Raw genomic sequence first — 19,834 nt, 5'->3', positions numbered from 1 at the left:
TCCTCTCAGCCCTGCGACCGATCGGCGGGACGGGCACCGCCTGCCGAGGGGCCGCCCGTGGCACTGCGCGCTGCAGCACTGCCCGCGGAACCGCCTGTGGAGGCACCGCCCGCTGCCCGGCTCCCGCCCCTCGCGGTCCGGTCCAGCGTGCGGGCGATGAGCTCCTTCTGCACCTCGTTGGCCCCGCCGTAGATCTTCTGCGCCCTGGCATCGGTGAAGAGGCGGGCGATCGCGTACTCGGTCATGTAGCCGTAGCCGCCGTAGAGCTGCAGGAGCTTGTCGATCACGTCGTTCTGCTGATCCGTGAGCCACCACTTGCACATCGCCGCCTCTGCCGCGCTGAGCTCCCCGGCCATGTGCCTGCGGATGCAGTCGTCGAGGAAGACGCGCGCCACGCGGGCCTGCGTCGCGGCCTCCGCGAGCACGAACCGCGTGTTCTGCATCGTGATGAGCGGGGCGCCGAAGGCCTCGCGCTCGTTCACGTAGTCCACGGTCTCCCGGACCGCCAGCTCCATCGCGCAGATCGCGGTGATGCCGATGATGAGCCGCTCCTGGCGCAGCTCTCCCATCATGATCCCGAAGCCGCCGCCCTCGGCGCCCAGCAGGTTCTCCGCCGGCACCCGGACCTCGTCGAAGAAGAGCTCCGAGGTGTCCGCGCCGTGCTGGCCGATCTTGTTCAGCGTGCGCCCGCGCCGGAACCCGCTCACCGCATCCGTCTCGACGACGAGGAGCGAGACCCCGTGCGCGCCGGCGGCGGGGTCCGTCTTCACCGCGAGCACGATGAGGTCCGCCGTCTGCCCGTTGGTGATGAAGGTCTTCTGCCCGCTGACGACGTACTCGTCACCCTCCCTCAGCGCGGTGGTGCGGATGGCCTTGAGGTCCGATCCCGCGGACGGCTCGGTCATGCCGATGGCCGCGACCCGCCGCCCCGAGGCCAGCTGCGGCAGCCAGCGCCGCTTCTGCTCCCGAGTGCCGTGGGCCAGCAGGTAGTGGGCGACGATGCCGCTGTGGACGTTGTTGCCCCAGGACCTGTCGCCGGTCCGGCCGATCGCCTCCGCGACCGCGGCGAAGTGCAGGAACGAACCTCCCCCGCCGCCGTACTCCTCCGGGATCGAGGTGAGCAGGAGTCCCAGCTCGCCGGCCCTCTCCCAGAACTCGCGGTCGACGAAGCGCTGCTCGTTCCAGCGCTCGAGATTCGGCACCGCCTCCTTCTCGAAGAAGTCGCAGGCGAGCTCGAACAGGTCCGCGACCTCACCGGTCATCCAGCTGGGCTTGGTGCGGTCGAGCGCCGTCATGCCGCGTCCTCCGGATCTGCCGCGACGAGGGCATCGCCGCGGAGGGTGACGGTGCCGTCGGCCAGGGTCACGGCGATGTCGAGCACGGCAAGACGCTCGCCGTCGCGCTCGACGACCTCGCGCACGGAGCCGGTGCAGACGGGCTCCGCGAGCACGGGGGTGATCGCCGTGAAGCGCACACCCCACTCCCGGATGCGCGGCTGCGCGACGTTCGCCGTGAGGAATCTGCCCAGGTACGCCATCGAGAGCATGCCGTGGGCGAACACGTCGTCCAGGCCGGCGGACCGTGCCACGTCGAGGTCGATGTGGATGGGATTGTGATCGCCCGAGGCGCCGGCGAACAGCGCGAGAGTCGTGCGGCTGATGGGGGCGAGCGCGAGCGGGGTGAGCTCGTCGCCCGGGGCGAGGGCGCCCTGGGAATGCGGGACGGATGCAGTGGCGGTCATGAGCGGATCTCCAGCTGTCGGATCGCGAGCACATTGCTCAGTTCTGCGATGAGCGCCCCTTCGCGCCTCACCGTGGTGCGCCGGACGATGAAGGTCAGCGCACCGCCGCGCTTCTCATAGCAGTCCGTGTACTCCGCCGCGAGCTCGAGCTCCTCGCCCGCGTAGGCGAGCGCATGGTAAGTGAACCGCTCCTCACCGTGGAGGAACTGCCGGCGGTCGAAGCCGAGCTCGTCGATGAGCACGTGCGAATCGGGGCGCCGCAGCTCCAGGCTGAAGAGGAAGGTGGGCGGGACGAGAAGGTCCGCGTGCCCTGCGGCGCGCGCGGCCTCGACGTCCGTGTACACCGGATCCGTCTCCCCGATCACCTGCGCGAAGAACTGCAGCTGGCTCCTCTCCGGCGTGGTGCGAAACGGCGGCAGGGTCCTGCCGATGATGCTCTGCGGCTGCGGGCGCGGCTGCGAGGGCGCCTCCGTGTGCGGCTGCGACATGCCGGTCCTCCCTTCAGATCGTCGTCGAGTAGGACGAGGCCGCCGTGGGCAGGCCCGCGAGGGCAGAGTCGAGTTCGTCCTCCGTCCAGGCCGCACCGTCCTTGTCGAAGGCCTCGACCTCGGTCCAGCCCTGCATGTGGCCGATGTGCCCGCCGCGGTTGGCGAACACCTGGCCGGAGACCGGGCAGTCGGCCTGGGCGAGCCAGGCGACGAGCGGAGTGATGTTCTCCGGCGCCCAGGGATCGAAGCCGTCCTCGGTGATCTGCGCGTCGAGGCGCTCCCCCATGCCCGGGGTCTGCAGGGTCAGGCGCGTCCGGGCGGCCGGGGCGATGCAGTTGGCCCGCACGCCGTAGCGCTCCAGTTCCCGCGCCGCCACGAGGGTGAGCGCGGCGATGCCCGCCTTCGCGGCGGCGTAGTTCGCCTGGCCCGGATTGCCGAACAGCCCCGAGCCCGAGGAGGTGGTGATGACGGAGCCGTTGACCTCGCGTCCGGCCTTCGATTCGGAGCGCCAGTACGCGGCGGCGTGGTGCAGCGGGGCGACATGGCCCTTGAGGTGGACCGCGACGACGGAGTCCCACTCCTCCTCGGAGAGGTTCGCCAGGGTCCGGTCCCGCAGGATCCCGGCATTGGCGACGAGCACGTCGAGGCGTCCGAATTCGCTCACCGCCAGCTCCACCATGTCCGCACCCGCCGCCCAGTCGGTGACGCTGCCCACGTAAGCGACAGCGGTGCCGCCGGCCGCCCGGATCTCCTCGACCACCTCATGCGCCGGTGAGGCGTCAGCGCCGGCCCCGTCCGGGCCGCCCCCGGCGTCGTTGACCACCACCGAGGCCCCCAGCGAGGCGAAGCGCAGCGCATGGGAGCGCCCCAGCCCCCTGCCCGCGCCGGTGATGATCGCCGTCCGACCCTGCAGATTCCCCATGCGACTCTCCTCGAACTCATACGGTCGTTATCTTCGGGCTTTCGCTCAGCCCGCGCTCACACGGCATCCGGCACTGCGTCTTCGCAGACAGATGCGCCTCCACGAGCGTTGCGATCAGAGTATTTACGGAGGAACTGTATGTCAACAGACGTTAACAAGGCGGGAGTGCGGCCGCCCCCGTAGTCTTGAAGGGTCAAGCGCATTACGGCATTCGAGGGGCAGTTCGCACATGGGCAGTCGGAACGGCAGGGGCGGCGCGGACCGTCCCGCGCAGATCAGGGCGGCGGCGGCCCGGCTGTTCCGCCAGCGCGGGTACCAGGAGATCGGGATCGACGAGATAGGCGCCGCCGTCGGCATCTCCGGCCCGGCCATCTACCGCCACTTCAAGGGCAAACACGCACTCCTCGCCGCGATCATCGAAACGCATCTGCGCGACCTGCGCGAGGCCTGGCACCGCCTGGGCGGCGCGGAACGCCCCGCGGCCATCCTCGAAGCGGTGGTCGAGACCGCACTGGACGATCCGGACGGCTACTTCGTCTTCGCCTACCAGCGACAGCATCTGGACGCGGAGGCGCACGAACGGGTGCGCCTGATCCGCGCAGACATCCGCGCGCCGTGGAAGGACCTGCTGGCGGAGTTCGGCGTCGCCCTCGACTCACCCGAGGGCAGGCTCAAGCTCACCGCCCTGCAGGGCCTGCTCATCCACGTGGGGCTGACGGGGAACGCCGGCAGGGCGCGCCGCGCCGCGATCGCCGCGGAGACGGCTGCACGCGTCCTCTCCACCCCGCTGCCGGACGCCGCCCCGGCCATCGAGCATCCCGCGACGGGCGCGGAGGGGGACCCCCCTTCCCCGCTCCGGCACGCGAACCGCCGGGAGGCCGTCCTCGCCGCGGCGACCTCGCTCTTCCGCAGATCGGGCTTCAATGCCGTGACCCTCAGGGACATCGGCGCAGAGGTGGGCATCACCCCCTCCGCGATCCACCGCCACTTCCCCAGCAAGGAGAGCGTGCTCGCCCAGATCGTGGACCGCGGGCACGATCTGCTGCTGACCGCCGTGGACGTCGCCCTCCGCACGGCCCGCACGCCGGAGGAGGCGGTCAGGATCATGGTCGCGCGCCTCTGCCTGCTGCACGTCGAGTTCAGCGACCTCTTCGGGATCAACTTCACCATGGCCGCCGGCACCGACCCCGAGGCCCGCGCCGAGAGCAAGCGCAGACGGCGCGTCGTCGTCGAGGAGGTCGCCTCCAAACTCCACGACGCCTTCCCGGGCATGTCCCTCAAGGAAGCGCGCGTCCACGTCGGGGCCGTGTTCTCGATCCTCGCCCGCACGGTGCAGAGCGACGAGCTCCTCGGACGCCCCGGGCTCGCACAGGAGTTAACCGTCATATGCACCAAAGCGGTCATGGGAGCATCGCCTAGCGAGCCCTGATCACCCATTAACACGCCTTATTCTCCCGGATCCCCTAGGTCACCCTTGCCTTTGAGTTAACGCTCATATATGTTTCTGGAAACACGGCGGACTCAAGGGGGAGACTGGGGTGACGACAGGGATCATCAGCTACGGCGCGTATGTGCCTCGCGCGCGACTCCGATCCGAGACGGTGCGCGAGGCGCTGGGCACCGGGCGCGCGGGCCGCACCCGGGCGGTCGCGGGCTGCGACGAGGACACCACCACGATGGCGGTCGAGGCCGCCCGCCGCGCGCTCCGGGAGCTGCCGGCCGATTCCGTGGGCGCGGTGTCGTTCTCCTCGGCGCACCCGGTGTACGCCGCGAAGACGAACGCGACCGCGGTCCACGCGGCGCTCTCGCTGCCCGCCCACGCCCGCGCCGTGGACCGCTGCGGTCCGGAGCGCAGCGCACTCGGCGCGCTGCTCGACGGGTTCGCCGGGTCAGGGACTCACCTGGTGGCGCTGGCGGACACCGTCGTCGGCCCCGCCGGCGGCGCGGACGAGATCGGCGGGGGCGACGGTGCCGCCGCCTTCGTCCTCGGCGGTGCCGCACCCGTCGCGGTGCCGCTGGGCACAGGAGCGGCCACCGCCGAGTTCCTCGACCGCTGGAACGCACCCGGCGAGACCTTCGCGCGCACCTGGGAGGAGCGGTTCGGCCAGGAGGCCTACACGCGCCTCGGCGCCGCCTCGGTCGCCCGGGCGCTGGAGGATGCGGGGCTCGCTCCCTCCGAGGTCACCTCCTGGGCGGTGACGGGCCTCTCCGAGCGCGCCGCCCGGCAGCTCGGGAGGTCGACGGGCCTCGGGGATGTGCGGACGGACGACCTCACGAGCGTGATCGGCCGGGTGGGCAGCGCGCACGCGGGCATCCTGCTCGCGGACATGCTCGACCGGGCACGGCCCGGCGACGTCCTCGCCCTCACCCTCCTGGCCGACGGCGCTGACACCCTCGTCCTGCGCGTGACGGAGGCGATCACCGCTCACCGCCGCAGGGAGACGACAGCTGCGCAGATCGCCGCGGGAGACGACCAGCTCGCCTATGCCACGTTCCTCACCTGGAAGGGCCTGCTGGAGCGGCCGGCCCCGCGCAGGCCGGAGCCCGCCCGCATCTCCGCGCCGGCCTCCCTGCGCGAGGCGCGCTGGAAGTACGGGTTCACGGGTGCGCGCTGCGATGCGTGCGCCACCCGCCACATGCCGCCCCAGCGCGTGTGCCTGCGCTGCGGGGCGAGCGGTCGGATGAAGGACGAGCCGCTCGCGGACGTCGCCGGCACCCTCGCCACGTACACCGTCGACCACCTGGCCTATTCGCCCGCGCCGCCCGTCATCGGCGTCGTCATCGACTTCGACGGCGGCGGCAGGTTCGCCTGCGAGCTCACGGACGCGGACCCCGAGGCCGTCGCCATCGGCGACCGCGTGCAGATGACGTTCCGCCGGATCGGGGAGGCGGACGGGATCGTCAACTACTTCTGGAAGGCCCGCCCACTCAGCGAGGAGGCGTCATGACGTCACATGGGATCAAGGATCGCGTCGCGATCATCGGAATGGGATGCACGCGGTTCGGTGAGCACTGGGAGACCTCGACCGCGGACATGGCCGTCGACGCCTGCGAGGCGGCCTTCGCCTCCGCCGGCGTCGCCAAGGACGATGTCGACGCCTTCTGGCTCGGCACCCTGACCTCGGGCTTCTCCGGGATGACGCTGTCGTCCGCGCTCAAGACCGACTACAAGCCCGTCACCCGGGTGGAGAACTTCTGCGCCTCCGGCTCCGAGGCGTTCCGCAACGCCTGCTATGCCGTGGCCTCGGGCGCCTACGACATGGTGATGGCTGTGGGCGTCGAGAAGCTCAAGGACTCCGGCTACTCCGGACTGCATCGCGCCGATCCGCCGAACGCGGGCACCGGCGGCAGCCTCACGGCGCCCGCGCGCTTCTCCGTCATCGCCCCCTCCTATGCGGAGAAGTACGGGGTGGAGCGCGAGGACTTCAAGTCCGCCATGACACGGGTCGCCTGGAAGAACCACGCGAACGGGGCACGGAACGAACGCGCCCAGTTCCGCTCGGAGGTGCCGGAGGAGACGATCCGCGCCTCTCCGCGCGTGGCCGGGGACCTCGGGGTCTTCGACTGCTCGGGGGTGAGCGACGGCGCCGCGGCGGCGATCATCGTGCGCGCCGAGGACGCTCACAAGTACACGGACGGCCCCCTCTACGTGAAGGCGCTGGCCTTCGCCGCCGGGCCAGGCACGGGCCCCATCGACCCCGAGTTCGACTACACCTCGTTCGAGGAGGTCGTCCGCTCCGCCTCGGACGCCTACGCCCAGGCCGGGGTCACTGATCCCGTCGAGGACCTGTCCATGTGCGAGGTGCACGACTGCTTCACCCCCACGGAGCTCGTGCTCATGGAGGACCTCGGCTTCTCCGCCCGGGGTGAGGCGTGGTCGGACACGCTGGAGAACCGCTACGCGCGCGACGGCGTCCTGCCGGTCAACCCCGACGGCGGCCTCAAGAGCTTCGGGCACCCCATCGGCGCCTCCGGACTGCGCATGCTCTTCGAGTGCTGGCTGCAGCTGCGGGGCGAGGCGCCTCAGGAGCGGCAGATCGCACTGCGGGGCAGGAAGTACGGGCTCACGCAGAACCTGGGCGGCGGTCCCGGCGAATGCGTGTCCTTCGTGGCGATCGTCGGCGCGGAGGAGGGCTGAGCCATGCCCGCATCAGGCTTCCCGCCCCTGACACCCGAGGCCGCGGAGACCGTGCAGATCGAGCGCGCGGGGCCCGTGACCACGCTCGTGCTCAACCGGCCCGAGCGCCTCAACGCCGCGAACACGGACATGTTCGCGCGTCTCACCGAGGCACTGCACGAGGTGGACAGGGACCCGGACTGCGCCGTGGTCGTCCTCACGGGTGCCGGGCGGGCGTTCAGCACGGGCAAGGACATGAAGGCACCGCAGGACTTCGCCGCCGTGGAGGACCGGACCCGGCGGAGCCGTCGCGTGTTCCAGACCGTCCGGCTGCTGCGCGATCTCCCGCAGCCGGTGATCGCGGCGGTGCGCGGTCATGCGGTGGGCGCGGGCTTCGCCCTGGCAGCGGCCTGCGATCTGCGCGTCGTCGCCCCGGATGCGAGCTTCGACCCCGTCTTCACGGACATCGGCATGACTCCCGGGGATCTGGGTCTCTCCTTCCACCTGCCTCGCCTCATCGGGGCCGGGCGGGCGGCCCACGTCCTCTACACCGCGACCCCGATCCTCGCGCAGCAGGCGGTGGACTGGGGGCTCGCCTCGGAGATCGCCGCGGACCCGCGCGGGCGGGCGCAAGAGCTGGCCGCGGACCTCGCCGCGAAAGCGCCGGAGTCGCTCCGGCAGACGAAGGAGCTGCTCGGGGCAGCGGCGACCGCGTCCAGCCTGCACGATCACCTCCTCCTGGAGTACCGCTCCCAGGTGATCTGCGCGGAGACCGCGGACCACGCGCGGGCGGTCCGGGCCTTCCGCAGCAGGAGGCAGTGACTCTCGACACCTCTATGATCAAGTGATTGCGCAACTATTGAATTGATCTCTCCTGAGACCTAGACTCGACGCTCGGCACAGACCCGGTCGCGCTCGAGCGCGGCCCGCAGCCACGGACCCCGTCCGCCGCAGCCGGACCCTCAGGAGGAGAGACCATGACCGACGATCAGCAGGAGCCCGCCGCACCCCCCGCTGAGCGTCAGCACCCCACCCAGGCCGTCTTCACCTCGGAGGACACGCTGTCCGGACCCGACCGCGCCCTCGTGCGCCGCTGGCAGAAGCACCTCGCCAACGAACGCCTCGAGGAGCGCGTCTACCGGAGCCTCGCCTCCCGCAAGGACGGCCAGGAGGCGGAGATCCTCACGGCGCTGGCGGACGCGGAGTCCCGGCACCAGTCGCACTGGAGGACGCTGCTGGGCGACTACGCGGAGCCGCCCCGCCGCCCCTCCTTCGGCACCTACCTCCTCGCACTGCTGGGCCGGGTGTTCGGCTCCGTCTTCGTCCTCGCGCTCGCACAGCAGTCGGAGTCCCGCTCGCCCTACGCCAGCGACCGCTGGGCCACCAAGCGGATGGCGGCGGACGAGGCCATCCACGCGGAGGTCGTCCGCGCGCTGGCGCAGCAGTCCCGGGCACGGCTCTCGGGCAGCTTCCGCGCCGCGGTGTTCGGAGCCAACGACGGCCTCGTCTCCAACCTCGCACTCGTCCTGGGCGTGGCCGCCGCCGGCCTCACCACCGGCCAGGTCCTCCTCACCGGCATCTCCGGTCTGCTCGCGGGCGCGCTCTCCATGGGGGCCGGGGAGTACGTCTCCGTGCGCTCACAGCGGGAGCTGCTCGAGGCGTCCTCGCCGGACCCGGAGTCCTCGCGCGCGCTCCCCCACCTGGACATCGACGCCAACGAACTGGCGCTCGTCTTCCGCGCGCGGGGCCTGACGCCGGAGGAGGCGGATGCGCGCGCGGAGGCGAGCATCCGCCGCGCGCAGTCGCGCATCCACAAGCGCCCCTCGCCCACCCACCGCGGCGACCCGGAGCTCAGCCTCGGGCCGGTCGACGAGCACGAGGAGCTGGGCACCGGCCTCGGCGCGGCCCTGTCGAGCTTCTGCTTCTTCGCCTCGGGCGCCATCATCCCGATCCTGCCCTACATCTTCGGCATGACGGGCCTCGCCGCCGTCGCCACCGCCTCGGCACTGGTGGGCATCGCGCTGCTCGCCACCGGCGGCGTCGTGGGCGTGCTCTCCGGCCGCCCGCCCCTGCCCCGCGCGCTGCGGCAGCTCGCCATCGGATTCGGTGCGGCCGCCGTCACCTACGCGCTGGGCCTGGCCTTCGGCACGGTGGCGGGCTGAGCGGAGCCGCGTCCTCTCCTACGATGACCCTGTGAACGCCGCCCATCCTGTGAACGCCGCCGGTTCCGCTCCCGCCACGGAGGACGCCCCCGATCCCGCGCACGCCGCCGGCCCTGCGCACGCCGCGCGCCCCGCTCCCGCCACGGAGGACGCCCGCCTCACCGGCACTGCCGCCCTCAGCCCGGCCGCCCTCGCCTATCTGCAGGAGACGGCCCGCCGCACTCCGGTGCCCACGGACCGGCTGCCGCTGCAGCAGGCCCGGGCCCAGGCCTCAGCCGCGGAGTGGAAGCAGCGGCCCCCGCAGCCGGTCGCCCGCACCCTGGACACCTTCGCCCCCTCCCCCACCGCCGAGGTGCCGCTGCGGATCCACTGGCCCCTCGGCGGGGAGCCCGAGGCCGCACCCCTTCCCGCGCTCCTCATGCTGCCGGGCGGGGGCTGGGTGACGGGCAACGCGGACCTGGCGGACAGCGCGAGCCGGGCGATCGCGAACGCCGCGGGATGCGCCGTGGTCATCGCCACCCCGCAGAAGGCGCCGGAGCACCCCTTCCCCGTTCCGCTCACGGACTGCCTCGCCGCCTACGCCTGGGTCACGGAGCACGCCGCCGGCCTGGGGCTGGACCCGCTGCGGGTGGGACTGGCGGGCGACTCCGCCGGCGGCAACCTCGCACTCGCCACCGCACTGGCGCTCCGCGACCGGACGGAGTTCGAGATCCCCGCGCCGGCAGCGGGGACGCACGCGCCCTTCAGCTGGGCCGCGCCCGAGGCCCCCTCCCCCGCCGCACTCGCACTCGTCTACCCGGTGACGGACGCGGGGCAGGACACCGCGAGCTACGCGGACTTCGGTGCGGGCTGCGGCCTCACGGCCGAGCGCATGGCCTTCTACTGGGACTGCTACGCACCGGGCGAGGAGCGCCGCTCGCCGCTGGCCTCCGTGGGCCGGGCGGAGCTGGGCGGCCTGCCGCCCACACTCCTCGCGACCGCCGGGGCGGATGTGCTGCGCGACGAGGACCTGGCACTGGCGGACAGGCTCCGCGCGGCGGGCGTGCCGGTCACGCAGTGGGACTTCCCCGGGACGCCGCACGGGTTCCTCCACGCGGACGGCGTGCTGCGTGAGGGCGCGGACCTCGTCGACGGGATCGGCGCCTGGGCGGGTGAGGCGCTGCGCGGCTGACACGGGCGCGGGGGCATGAGGTGCAGCGGCGTGCGGGGCGGGCTGTCCACGCCGCGCACACCTGGCACGGCATCCGCGCACCTGGCACGGCATCGGCGGACCCGCCACGGCATCCGCGCACACCGCCGGCGCGGGAATAGGATTGCGCTCATGCCGTACGCGCTCGCACTCATCGACTTCGACGCCGGCGCGGTCGTCCCGCACGACCTCGCCGCCGCGCACCTCCCCGTCGAGGACCTCACCGTCCACCGCGGCGAGGGGATCTTCGAGACCGCCCTCGTCACCGTCGACCCGGCCTCGGGCGCACCCCGCGTGCACGGAGCGGATCTGCACTTCGCACGGTTCCGGGCCTCGGCCCAGGCCCTCGCCCTGCCCGCGCCCCCGCGCGAGCTCTTCGACAAGGCGATCAGCACGGTGGTCGAGGCGACGCTGGGGGACGCGGACGAGTTCGCGGTGCGCTATGCGATGTCCCGCGGCCTCGACTCCCACGCGGACGCGGAGGCGCTGCGGGCGGCGGGGGTGTCCACCGGCGCGCACGGCTGGGTCTTCTCCGCCTCCGTCACGGCGGCGCAGAAGGCGCAGCGGGCGGACGGCATCCGCGCCGTGACCGTCGACCGCGGCTATCCCGCCTACATCGGCGAGTCCGCACCGTGGCTGCTGGTGGGTGCCAAGACGCTCTCCTACGCCGTCAACGAGGCCGCCTCCCGCGAAGCTCGCGCCCGCGGCGCCGACGAGGCGCTCTTCGTCTCCCACGACGGCGTGGTGCTCGAGGGGCCCAACTCCACTCTCGTCATCCGTCGCGGGGACACGCTGCTCACCCCAGATCCGCGCGCGGGCCTGCTGCACGGCACCACCCAGCGCGCCGTCTTCGCCGGAGCGCAGGAGGAGGGGTGGAAGACCGGGTACACGGATCTGAGCGTGGAGGACGTCCTCGCCGCCGACGGCGCGTGGATGGTCTCCTCCGTCCGCACCGCCGTGCCGATCCTCGGCCTCGACGGCACGGACCTGCCCGCGCAGAGCGAACTCACCGCACGCATGCACGCGTGGATCCGCGCCCGCTGACGTTAGGCTGAGACGAGCACCCGCGCGGAGTCCGCGCGCATCCGCAGCCTCATCGTAAGGAGACACTCCATGAACAAGCTCGCTTGGCAGATCCTCGGCACCGGCGGAGCGGCGCTGGCGGCCATCGCCACGCGCAAGGCCCTCGGCGCGGTGTGGGAGAAGTCCACCCACCGCCCCGTGCCGGACAACCCCGCGAACAGCGAGGTGGGCCTCGGCGAGGCGATCGCGTGGACCGTCGTCTCCGGCGTGGGCATCGCCGTCGTCCAGCTGACGGTGCAGCGGTTCGCCGCACAGGCCGTCCGCAGCAGGTTCGGCGAGGAGGCCCTGCCCAAGAAGATGCGCCTGGTCCAGGCCGCGCGGGACTGAGCCGCCCGGCACCGGACTGACAGCCCCAGCGGCACGCCATCGCCCGAGGCCGCCTCTGCGCACGGGGTTCCCGCACCCATGACTCCGGTCCGGTTCATCCGCCGCCGGGCGCCCCTCTGCGCACGGGGTTCCGCGCGCCCGCAGCTCAGAGCGGCCCGGGCACGCGGGCTCCGGGGAGGGCCGGGCTCAGCGTTTCGGGCTCAGCGGCGCAGCGCCTGACGCACGGCGGCGACCTGCGCCGCCGTCATCTGCCCCGGCGCCGAGGCCGCGCCCACCGTCGCGAAGGTCGCCGCTGAGCCGAACTCCGCCGCGCAGAGGCGGGTGAGCCTGCCCCGCTCGCCCATCGCGATCCCGATGACCGGGATCGCGAGCGCCTCCGAGGCCGCATGGGTCGCCTGCATGAGGCCGAAGACGTCCTCCATCGTCTGCGGCATCACCGCGATCTTCGCGACGTCCGCACCCGCAGCCGCCATCCGGTGCAGCCGCGCCTGGATCTCCTCCGCCGGCGGAGTGGCCTCCCACTCGTGCGAGGAGGCCACCACCGCCACCCCGGTCTCCCGTGCCGCGCCGATGAGCTCGAGCGCACCGTCGCGGGCGATCTCCACGTCCACAGCGGACGGCGACACCATCCCGCCGCGGTCGTCCGGTGCCGCCACGCCCATGAGCGCCGCCACGAGCTCGAAGTAGACCTCGAGGGGACACTCACCGCCCTCCGCCTCACTGCGGAAGGTCGCGAGCACGGGCAGGCCCGGCAGCGTGGCGGCCTCGAATCCCTCCACCACTGCACGTGCGGCCCGCGATGACCGCACACCCCACGCATCCTGCGCCTCGAGCAGCGCATCGACGCGCCACTCCAGCACGTCCACGCCGGGCTCCGACCCGGCTGCGGCGGCCTGCGCGGCCACGGCCTCGGTGCTGCCGCCCGTCAGCGGCGCGATGATCGCGGGCACCGCGAGGGGTGCGAACGGAAGTGGCCTCATGCCACCGACTCTACCGGGCAGGGACCATTGCGCCGCACCGCGGATCCTGTGCCCGCACTGGGCTTGACCTGCGGAATCGGTGAGCCGCGACTAACAATCCAGTAACGCACCCGTGACCTGCATCTCCGCAGGTCAGCGCGGCAATCGAACGCTCCGTGCACAAGCGGAGAACGGAACTCCACAAGATATCAACAAGGTCTTCCACAGGGTGAGCGTTAGGCTCGCTCTCAGGCAGGGCGGTGACGTCCCGCCGCCGGACGTCGGCGGAGCGATCCTCCGACGCGGCCTGCGATTCATCCACGGAGGTTGATGGAATGGTGAGTTCGCGATCCGGCAGCAGGGGCCGGATGCGCCGCTCCTCAGCGAACCGCGCATCCGCCAACCGCCTCCGCAGAAGTCGACAGGAAAGGATACGGCCACTGTGGCAGTAGTCCGCGCATCTCATGTCTACAAGGTCTTCGGCCGGCATGAGAGAGAAGTAGTCAAGCGCCTCAAGGCGGGTGAAGACCGCAAGGATCTTGCCGAGCTCGGCACGGCCGCGGTCATCGATGCGAGCTTCGAGGTGGCCGAGGGCGAGATCTTCGTGGTCATGGGGCTCTCCGGCTCCGGCAAGTCCACGCTCATCCGCATGATCAACGGTCTCTGGGACGTCTCCGACGGCTCCATGGAGATCGTCGGCAAGGACATCTCCAAGATGAGCGGCTCGCAGCTGCGTCAGGTCCGCCGCGACCACATCTCGATGGTGTTCCAGCACTTCGCCCTCCTCCCGCACCGCACGGTCCGGGAGAACGCCGCCTACGGCCTCGAACTCCAGGACGTGGGCCCCCGGGAACGCCTGGAGCGCGCCGACGCCTGGCTGGACACCGTGGGCCTGAGCGGCTGGGGCGACAAGTACCCCGGCCAGCTCTCCGGCGGTATGCAGCAGCGCGTGGGCCTCGCCCGCGCGCTGGCCGCGGAGACGGACATCCTCCTCATGGACGAGGCCTTCTCCGCCCTCGACCCGCTGATCCGCCGTGAGATGCAGGACCAGCTCGTCGAGCTGCAGAGCAAGCTCAACAAGACGATCGTCTTCATCACCCACGACCTCAACGAGGCCATGTACCTGGGCGACCACATCGCCGTCATGCGCGACGGCCGCATCGCCCAGATCGGAGACGCCGAGGACATCCTCACCCGGCCTGCGGACGACTACGTGGCGAACTTCGTCCAGGACGTCGACCGCACCCGCGTGCTGACGGCCTCCTCGATCATGCAGGACACCCACGCGGTGGTGACCCACTCCGCGGGCCCGCGCTACGCCATGCGCCTCTTCGAGCGCGAGCGCGTGACCGGCCTCTTCGTGGTCGACCGCACCCGTCATCTCCTGGGGACGGTCTCCGACCGCGCCGTGGTCCGCGCCGCACGTGAGGGCGTCGACACGCTCACGGACATCACGGAGACCGAGGGCATCCTCACCGTCAAGCCGGACACCCCGCTCTCCGAGCTCTTCGCACCGTCCGCCGGTGCGCGCGTGCCGCTCGCCGTGGTGGATGACGACAACCGTCTGCTGGGCATCGTGCCCCGTGTGGCGCTGCTCGACTCGATGGCCCACCTCTCGCCGGAGACCGGTGAGCTGCCGGCCGTCAGCCAGCTGCCGGCCACCGTGGAGCCGCAGGACGAGGTCACGGACGAGTCCCGTGCCGCCGAGGCCGAGGCCCCGGACGCCAAGCCCGGCATCGCCGCCTCGGTGCACGGCGAGACCGAGGACGAGGCGCAGGAGAGCGCCTCCGCATCAGCCACGTCCGACGACCAGAAGGGAGCCTGAGCCATGTGGTTCCTCTTCCCACGCATTCCGCTCGGCCAGTGGGCGGACTCGTTCATCAGCTGGATCCAGAGCGTCTTCGGCTGGCTGCTCGACGGGATCTCGGTCGTCCTGCAGGAGACCTACGAGTTCCTCTTCCTCATCCTCTCCTTCCCCGGGATCCTCGTGGAGAAGGAGATGATCGCGGACTCGTCCGTGATGAAGGCGCTGCTCACGATCCTCATGATCCTCCTCTTCGCAGCCCTCGCCTGGCTCGCCGCTAGCTGGAAGGTCGCGGTCTACACGGTCATCGGGTTCTACGTGATCTACGCGCTCGGCCAGTGGGAGAACGCGATGGCGACGCTCTCGATGGTCGTGGTCGCCGTGGTGATCGCCCTCATCATTGCGATCCCCGTGGGCATCTGGGCTGCGAAGTCGCCCGTCGTTTCCATGATCGTGAAGCCGGTCCTCGACCTCATGCAGGCGATGCCGGCGCTGGCCTACCTGGTCCCCGCCATCGTGATGTTCAGTGTGGGCATCGTGCCCGGCGCCATCGCGACCATCATCTTCTCCCTGCCCCCGGGCGTGCGTCTCACGGAGCTGGGCATCCGGCAGGTCGACCGGGAGACCGTCGAGGCCGGCCAGGCATTCGGCGCGAGCCCCGGTCACATCCTGCGCAAGATCCAGCTGCCGCTGGCGATGCCCACCATCATGGCCGGCATCAACCAGGTCATCATGCTCGCGCTCTCGATGGTCGTCCTCGCCGGCATGGCCGGCTCCGGCGGCCTCGGCGGCGAAGTGGTGGGAGCCATCAGCCGCCTGAATGTGGGCGTCGGCATCGAGTCCGGCCTGGCAGTGGTGCTGCTGGCCGTCTACCTGGACCGCGTGACCGGCGGCCTGGGCAACAAGACCCCGCTCGAGCGCGCCAAGCGCGCCTCGGCGTGACATACCTGAACAACCCGAGAAGAAAGGTCAACAGCGATGAAGACCCGCAAGCTCATGACACTCACCGGTGCGCTGGCCGTCAGCGCGCTCGCACTCACCGCCTGCGGTGAGACCGAGGCCGGCCAGCAGCAGTCGGAGGCACCCGCCGCCGAGGAGGGCGGCACGGACTGGACCAACTGCACCCCGGGCCAGGATTCGGCCGAGGCTGATGTCGCAGCGGACGAGAACAAGAACATCACGATCGGCGCGTACAACGGCTGGGACGAGTCCTTCGCCGTCGCCTATCTCACAGAGAACGTGCTCGAGGACGAGGGCTACACCGTCAACGTGGAAGCGTTCGAGGCGGGCCCCGGATACACCGCCCTCGCGCAGGGTGACATCGACTTCGCGATGGACACCTGGCTGCCGATCACCCATGCCGACTACCTCAACCAGTACGGGGACGACATCGAGGCCGCAGGCTGCTGGTACGACAATGCCAAGCTGACCCTGGCGGTCAACGAGGATTCCCCTGCGCAGTCGATCGCCGACCTGCCCGACATGGTCGACGACTACGGCGGCACCATCTACGGCATCGAAGCGGGTGCGGGCCTGACCCAGCAGACCGAGGAATCGGCCATCCCCACCTACGGTCTCGACGACTACGACTTCAAGATCTCCTCGACTCCGGCGATGCTCGCTGAGCTGAAGTCGGCCACCGATGCCGATGAGAACGTGCTCGTCACGCTGTGGCGTCCGCACTGGGCCTACGATGCCTTCCCCGTCCGCGATCTCGAGGATCCCGAGGGCGCGATGGGCGACGCGGAGCTCATCTACAGCTTCGCTCGGAGCGGCTTCAGCGAGGAGAACCCCGAGGTCTTCCAGCTGGTGAAGAACTTCGTCTTCGACGACGAGCACCTCGCCAGCCTCGAGAACATCATGTTCTCCGACGAGCACTACGGCGGAGAGGACCCGGAGGAGGCCGTCGCCGAATGGGTCGAGGACAACCAGGACTTCGTCGACGACTGGAAGGCCGGCGCACTCGCCTGAGTCACCGGCCTGATCAGCACGGACCGGATGAACGGCACCGGCTGACGGAGTCTCCCGGCTGAGCGCCCCACACGGGGCAGGAGCCGTGAAGCGGCCCGGATCCATGCGGATCCGGGCCGCTTCGTCGTACCGCGTCCGCGGCCGGCAGGGTCACATCTTGAGCCAGACGTCCCCGGCAGGCTTCACGACGGCGCCCGCGTCCTCGGCGTCTGCGAGCCAGTCCACCTGCCCGCCCTCCGGTGTGCGCACGGCGTCGCCGGCGAGCACCACCTCGAATCCCAGCACGAGAGCGGCCATGGAGGTCTGGTAGACGGCGCCGCGGCCGTCGCCGCCGGCCACGATGAGCCGGTCCACGCCGAGGTCGTCCAGACCCTCGGCCAGCTCCTCGACGCCCTCGAAGGCGTCCGGAGCCTCGGAGACGAGCACGAGTTCGTCCTCTCCCGTGCCGTAGACGGTGTCGATGACCGGAGCGACCGGACCCGTCTCCTCCTCGTCGCCGTCCTCCGCGTCCGCGTACACGCTGCGGAACTCCGCGGGCCCGTCCGCGGCAGCTCCCGGCGCCCCCTCGGCACCGTCCGGTCCGCGGCCTCGCGCACCGTCGCCGTGCGGCCCATCGACGGCACCCGCGCCCCCGTCGCCGGCGGCCTCCACCGCGCTGCCGACGACGTGGAGGATCACCCCGCCCACGCCTCGGGCACGGGCCAGGAGGTCTGCCAGCGCCGCAGGGGAATCAGCGGAGAAGGCCGGGGCGGTCGTGTCGATGAGAAGCAGAGCGTCCATGCCCCCAGCATCCCACGGATCGAGAAGCCGCCGCCGTCGCGGCGGCCGGCGCGGCTATCGTGGCCGGATGACGACTGAGAGCTTCCGCGCGGCGCTGGCCGCAGGCACACCGCAGCTGGGCACGTTCACCCTCGAGTTCGCCACCGCTGGGGTGGGCGCGCTGGCCGCCCGGGCGGGAGCGGACTGGATCCTCTACGATCTCGAGCACACCGGCTGGTCGCTGGACGCGATCCGGGCCTCGCTCGCGGTCTCCCGCAGGGAGCCGATCGCCTCCTTCGTCCGGGTCGCGGGGCCGCAGAAGGACCTCGTCAGCACCGCCCTGGACGCCGGAGCGGAGGGGATCATGATGCCGTGGGTCTCCAGCGCGGAGGAGGCCCGTGAGATCGTCTCGTGGATGAAGTTCCCGCCGGTGGGCGTGCGCGGCTCCGCGTTCGGCCTCGCGCACGACCTCTACCGCGGCGGGGACGCAGCCGCAGCACAGGCCGAGGCCAATGCCTCCACCGTCTTCCTCCCGCAGATCGAGACGCCCGAGGCCGTGGCCGCCGCCGCGGACATCGCCGCCGTGGACGGCGTGGACGTGCTGTTCGTGGGGCCCTTGGACCTCTCCACCAACCTGGGGGTGCCGGGGCAGTGGGACGCGCCGGAGCTCCTCGACGCGCTGCGCACCGTGGCCGAGGCCGCACGCTCCGCGGGCAAGGCGGCCGGGATCTTCTCCCCGGCACGCCCCCTGGCCACCGCGGCGCTGGACATGGGCTACACCGTGCTCTCCGCGGTCCCGGACATCGGCGCGTACCTGCACGGGCTGAGCACGGAGGTCACCGCCCTGCGGAGCCACGCAGCCGGAAGCTGACGCGGCGCCGGAGTGCGCTCGGGGACGTGGCGGGTGCTTCGCAGTGGCGCCGCACCCGCACGACGCGACGAGGGCCCACACCGCGTAGGTGCCTTCCCGCCCACCTATACGTGGGCGGGACGACGCGTTTCCGGGCCGAGCGCATCCGTCACCCCGGGAACCCGCGCAGCCACCCACACATACGCGGACGGTTCCGCACATTTCGGGGCCCACCACCCCGTCGGCGCTCCGCGAAACCCTCACGCTCCACCACTGCCTCACGATTCACGAGACCTGCGCGCTCCAGCACGCCCTCGCGCTTCACCACGCAGTCAACGCGTCACGAGGCCGTCGCGCTCCGCGAGCCTCTCGCGCTGTACGAGGGCGTCGCGGATCCTCTCGAACGGCACCGCGCGGAACAGATCCTTCCACGTGAGGCGGACGACCATGTATCCGAGGTTGCGGAGGGCGTACTCCCGCTCGCGCTCCGCGCGGAAGCTCACATCGCGGTCGTTCCCGTCCGCGGTGTACTTGCTCAGACCGTCCACCTCGACGATCAGCCGCGCACCCCTGTGGAGGAAGTCGACGCGGGCGACGAGATCCCCGTCCCCGCCGCGGATCTCCGCCTGCGGTTCGAAACCGGTGAGCGCATGCTGGAAGAACCGCACTGCACACAGGGATTCGGCCGGCGACTCCCTCCTCTCGTCTGCCTGAGCAAGCACCTTCGCCGCACTCCCCCGCGCCGCCGGGGTGGCGTAGACAGATGCCGCCGCCTCGACCGCTCTCCTCATCGCAGACGCTGCGCCGCCCTCTGCGTCTTCTTCCCTCGCAAGCAGATGGTCGAGCATGGGGACCGCCAGCTCCAGGCCATGATCACGGGCGATGTCTGCCACCGTGCGCGCTGGCGTGGTCACACGGTAGCCGCCGTTCTCCTCGACATGGCCCGCCGGGAGCCGGCGATCCCGCACACGCAGCCCGTTCCGCCGCCGCGAGCGCCCGGGCACGATGAGTTCCACCGCCTTCTCCCTCACCGTCACCAGCGGCAGCTGATGCACGAGAGCCGCCGCAGTGTGCGAGAGCACCGAGCCGACCGGCTGCCGGCCGCGGATCGCAGCGACCCCGCGCCGCAGTCGTTCGATGTCACCCAGCAGCCCCGGCTGATCCGCCGCGAGGGTGAGCCCCTCGTCCACCGCATATCGCTGCAGGGAGGCGTGTGCCTCCTCCTCACAGCGCCGGGTGAAGGTGTAGCGGTCGCGGCGCACACGGACGAGGCAGCACTGCAGCGCCCTGCGCAGAGCCGCATCCCTGTACCCCAGCGTGTCCAGCATGGCTCGGTCCAAGAACACGTACATGCATGGATCATGCTTTACCGGCTTCTACCGCTCAATAGACATAAGAAGATCTGTGGAAAACCATCCACACGCATCACACGCAGTCGTTCTGCACCGGAAGCACCGCACAG

The 19,834-nt window shown here is 71.3% G+C and carries 19 protein-coding genes; 12 read left to right on the top strand and 7 right to left on the bottom strand.

The features are described 5' to 3' along the window. Positions 1–5 precede the first annotated feature (5 nt). Genes ABD240_RS08270 through ABD240_RS08255 form a run of 4 tightly spaced genes read right to left on the bottom strand, consistent with a single transcriptional unit; the run spans position 6 to position 3,151 of the window. On the bottom strand, positions 6–1,295 hold the full coding sequence (locus tag ABD240_RS08270) for an acyl-CoA dehydrogenase family protein (RefSeq protein WP_344336850.1): 1,290 nt from the start codon (positions 1,293–1,295) through the stop codon (positions 6–8). Next, positions 1,292–1,741 (bottom strand): MaoC/PaaZ C-terminal domain-containing protein, encoded by a 450-nt coding sequence (locus ABD240_RS08265; RefSeq protein ID WP_291795020.1) that lies wholly within the window; start codon positions 1,739–1,741, stop codon positions 1,292–1,294. Before ABD240_RS08265 ends, ABD240_RS08270 begins: the two co-directional genes overlap by 4 nt. Beyond that, entirely contained in the window at positions 1,738–2,229 is a 492-nt protein-coding gene (locus tag ABD240_RS08260; protein WP_291795021.1) for a MaoC family dehydratase N-terminal domain-containing protein, read from the bottom strand. The genes ABD240_RS08265 and ABD240_RS08260 overlap by 4 nt, the downstream gene beginning before the upstream one ends. A 13-nt stretch (positions 2,230–2,242) precedes the next feature. Further along, the gene (locus ABD240_RS08255; RefSeq protein ID WP_344336849.1) at positions 2,243–3,151 is read right to left on the bottom strand and encodes an SDR family oxidoreductase; all 909 of its coding nucleotides are present in this window, start codon (positions 3,149–3,151) and stop codon (positions 2,243–2,245) included. 229 nt (positions 3,152–3,380) lie between these two features. Between ABD240_RS08255 and ABD240_RS08250 the strand changes: the two genes are divergently transcribed. The 8 genes from ABD240_RS08250 (at position 3,381) to ABD240_RS08215 (ending at position 12,029) form a co-directional block, all read left to right on the top strand. Next, on the top strand, positions 3,381–4,580 hold the full coding sequence (locus ABD240_RS08250; protein ID WP_344336848.1) for a TetR/AcrR family transcriptional regulator: 1,200 nt from the start codon (positions 3,381–3,383) through the stop codon (positions 4,578–4,580). A gap of 109 nt (positions 4,581–4,689) precedes the next feature. After that, positions 4,690–6,099 (top strand): OB-fold domain-containing protein, encoded by a 1,410-nt coding sequence (locus ABD240_RS08245; RefSeq protein ID WP_291795024.1) that lies wholly within the window; start codon positions 4,690–4,692, stop codon positions 6,097–6,099. Then, the gene (locus ABD240_RS08240; RefSeq protein WP_291795025.1) at positions 6,096–7,289 is read left to right on the top strand and encodes an acetyl-CoA acetyltransferase; all 1,194 of its coding nucleotides are present in this window, start codon (positions 6,096–6,098) and stop codon (positions 7,287–7,289) included. The genes ABD240_RS08245 and ABD240_RS08240 overlap by 4 nt, the downstream gene beginning before the upstream one ends. Positions 7,290–7,292: 3 nt before the next feature. Then, entirely contained in the window at positions 7,293–8,090 is a 798-nt protein-coding gene (locus tag ABD240_RS08235) for an enoyl-CoA hydratase/isomerase family protein (RefSeq protein WP_344336847.1), read from the top strand. Positions 8,091–8,245: 155 nt separating this feature from the next. Then, the gene (locus tag ABD240_RS08230) at positions 8,246–9,430 is read left to right on the top strand and encodes a VIT1/CCC1 transporter family protein (RefSeq protein ID WP_291795027.1); all 1,185 of its coding nucleotides are present in this window, start codon (positions 8,246–8,248) and stop codon (positions 9,428–9,430) included. Between the two features lie 31 nt (positions 9,431–9,461). After that, positions 9,462–10,601, top strand: a complete 1,140-nt coding sequence (locus ABD240_RS08225) for an alpha/beta hydrolase (protein ID WP_344336846.1) — start codon at positions 9,462–9,464, stop codon at positions 10,599–10,601. Between the two features lie 150 nt (positions 10,602–10,751). After that, positions 10,752–11,663 (top strand): aminotransferase class IV, encoded by a 912-nt coding sequence (locus tag ABD240_RS08220; RefSeq protein ID WP_291795892.1) that lies wholly within the window; start codon positions 10,752–10,754, stop codon positions 11,661–11,663. A gap of 69 nt (positions 11,664–11,732) precedes the next feature. Beyond that, on the top strand, positions 11,733–12,029 hold the full coding sequence (locus tag ABD240_RS08215; RefSeq protein WP_291795895.1) for a DUF4235 domain-containing protein: 297 nt from the start codon (positions 11,733–11,735) through the stop codon (positions 12,027–12,029). A gap of 200 nt (positions 12,030–12,229) precedes the next feature. Here the strand turns inward: ABD240_RS08215 and aroD are convergent, their stop codons facing one another. Next, entirely contained in the window at positions 12,230–13,009 is a 780-nt protein-coding gene (aroD, locus tag ABD240_RS08210) for a type I 3-dehydroquinate dehydratase (RefSeq protein ID WP_344336845.1), read from the bottom strand. A 421-nt stretch (positions 13,010–13,430) separates the two neighbouring features. Here aroD and ABD240_RS08205 point away from each other — a divergent pair, with 421 nt between their 5' ends. From ABD240_RS08205 to ABD240_RS08195, 3 genes are read left to right on the top strand one after another with little or no spacing between them, the layout of a single operon-like run. Then, positions 13,431–14,813, top strand: coding sequence for a quaternary amine ABC transporter ATP-binding protein (locus tag ABD240_RS08205; RefSeq protein WP_291795901.1), 1,383 nt, complete (start codon positions 13,431–13,433; stop codon positions 14,811–14,813). 3 nt (positions 14,814–14,816) lie between these two features. After that, a complete protein-coding gene (locus ABD240_RS08200) occupies positions 14,817–15,734 on the top strand; it encodes an ABC transporter permease (RefSeq protein ID WP_291795904.1) in 918 nt (305 codons plus the stop codon). A 36-nt stretch (positions 15,735–15,770) separates the two neighbouring features. Then, a complete protein-coding gene (locus ABD240_RS08195) occupies positions 15,771–16,763 on the top strand; it encodes a glycine betaine ABC transporter substrate-binding protein (RefSeq protein ID WP_291795907.1) in 993 nt (330 codons plus the stop codon). Positions 16,764–16,913: 150 nt separating this feature from the next. Here the strand turns inward: ABD240_RS08195 and ABD240_RS08190 are convergent, their stop codons facing one another. After that, on the bottom strand, positions 16,914–17,543 hold the full coding sequence (locus ABD240_RS08190) for an isochorismatase family protein (protein ID WP_344336844.1): 630 nt from the start codon (positions 17,541–17,543) through the stop codon (positions 16,914–16,916). A 67-nt stretch (positions 17,544–17,610) separates the two neighbouring features. Between ABD240_RS08190 and ABD240_RS08185 the strand changes: the two genes are divergently transcribed. Next, positions 17,611–18,393: an HpcH/HpaI aldolase family protein gene (locus tag ABD240_RS08185; RefSeq protein WP_291795913.1), complete on the top strand. Its 783-nt coding sequence runs from the start codon at positions 17,611–17,613 to the stop codon at positions 18,391–18,393. Between the two features lie 311 nt (positions 18,394–18,704). Here ABD240_RS08185 and ABD240_RS08180 read toward each other — a convergent pair whose 3' ends face one another. Then, positions 18,705–19,724 carry a hypothetical protein gene (locus tag ABD240_RS08180; RefSeq protein WP_344336843.1) on the bottom strand — a complete coding sequence of 340 codons (1,020 nt, stop codon included), beginning with the start codon at positions 19,722–19,724 and terminating at the stop codon, positions 18,705–18,707. Positions 19,725–19,834 lie beyond the last annotated feature (110 nt).

This window comes from Brevibacterium salitolerans (assembly GCF_039531405.1).
Lineage (GTDB): Bacteria > Actinomycetota > Actinomycetes > Actinomycetales > Brevibacteriaceae > Brevibacterium > Brevibacterium salitolerans.
Note: the sequence above shows the minus strand (reverse complement) of the source record. Positions and strands in the feature narration are given on the sequence as shown.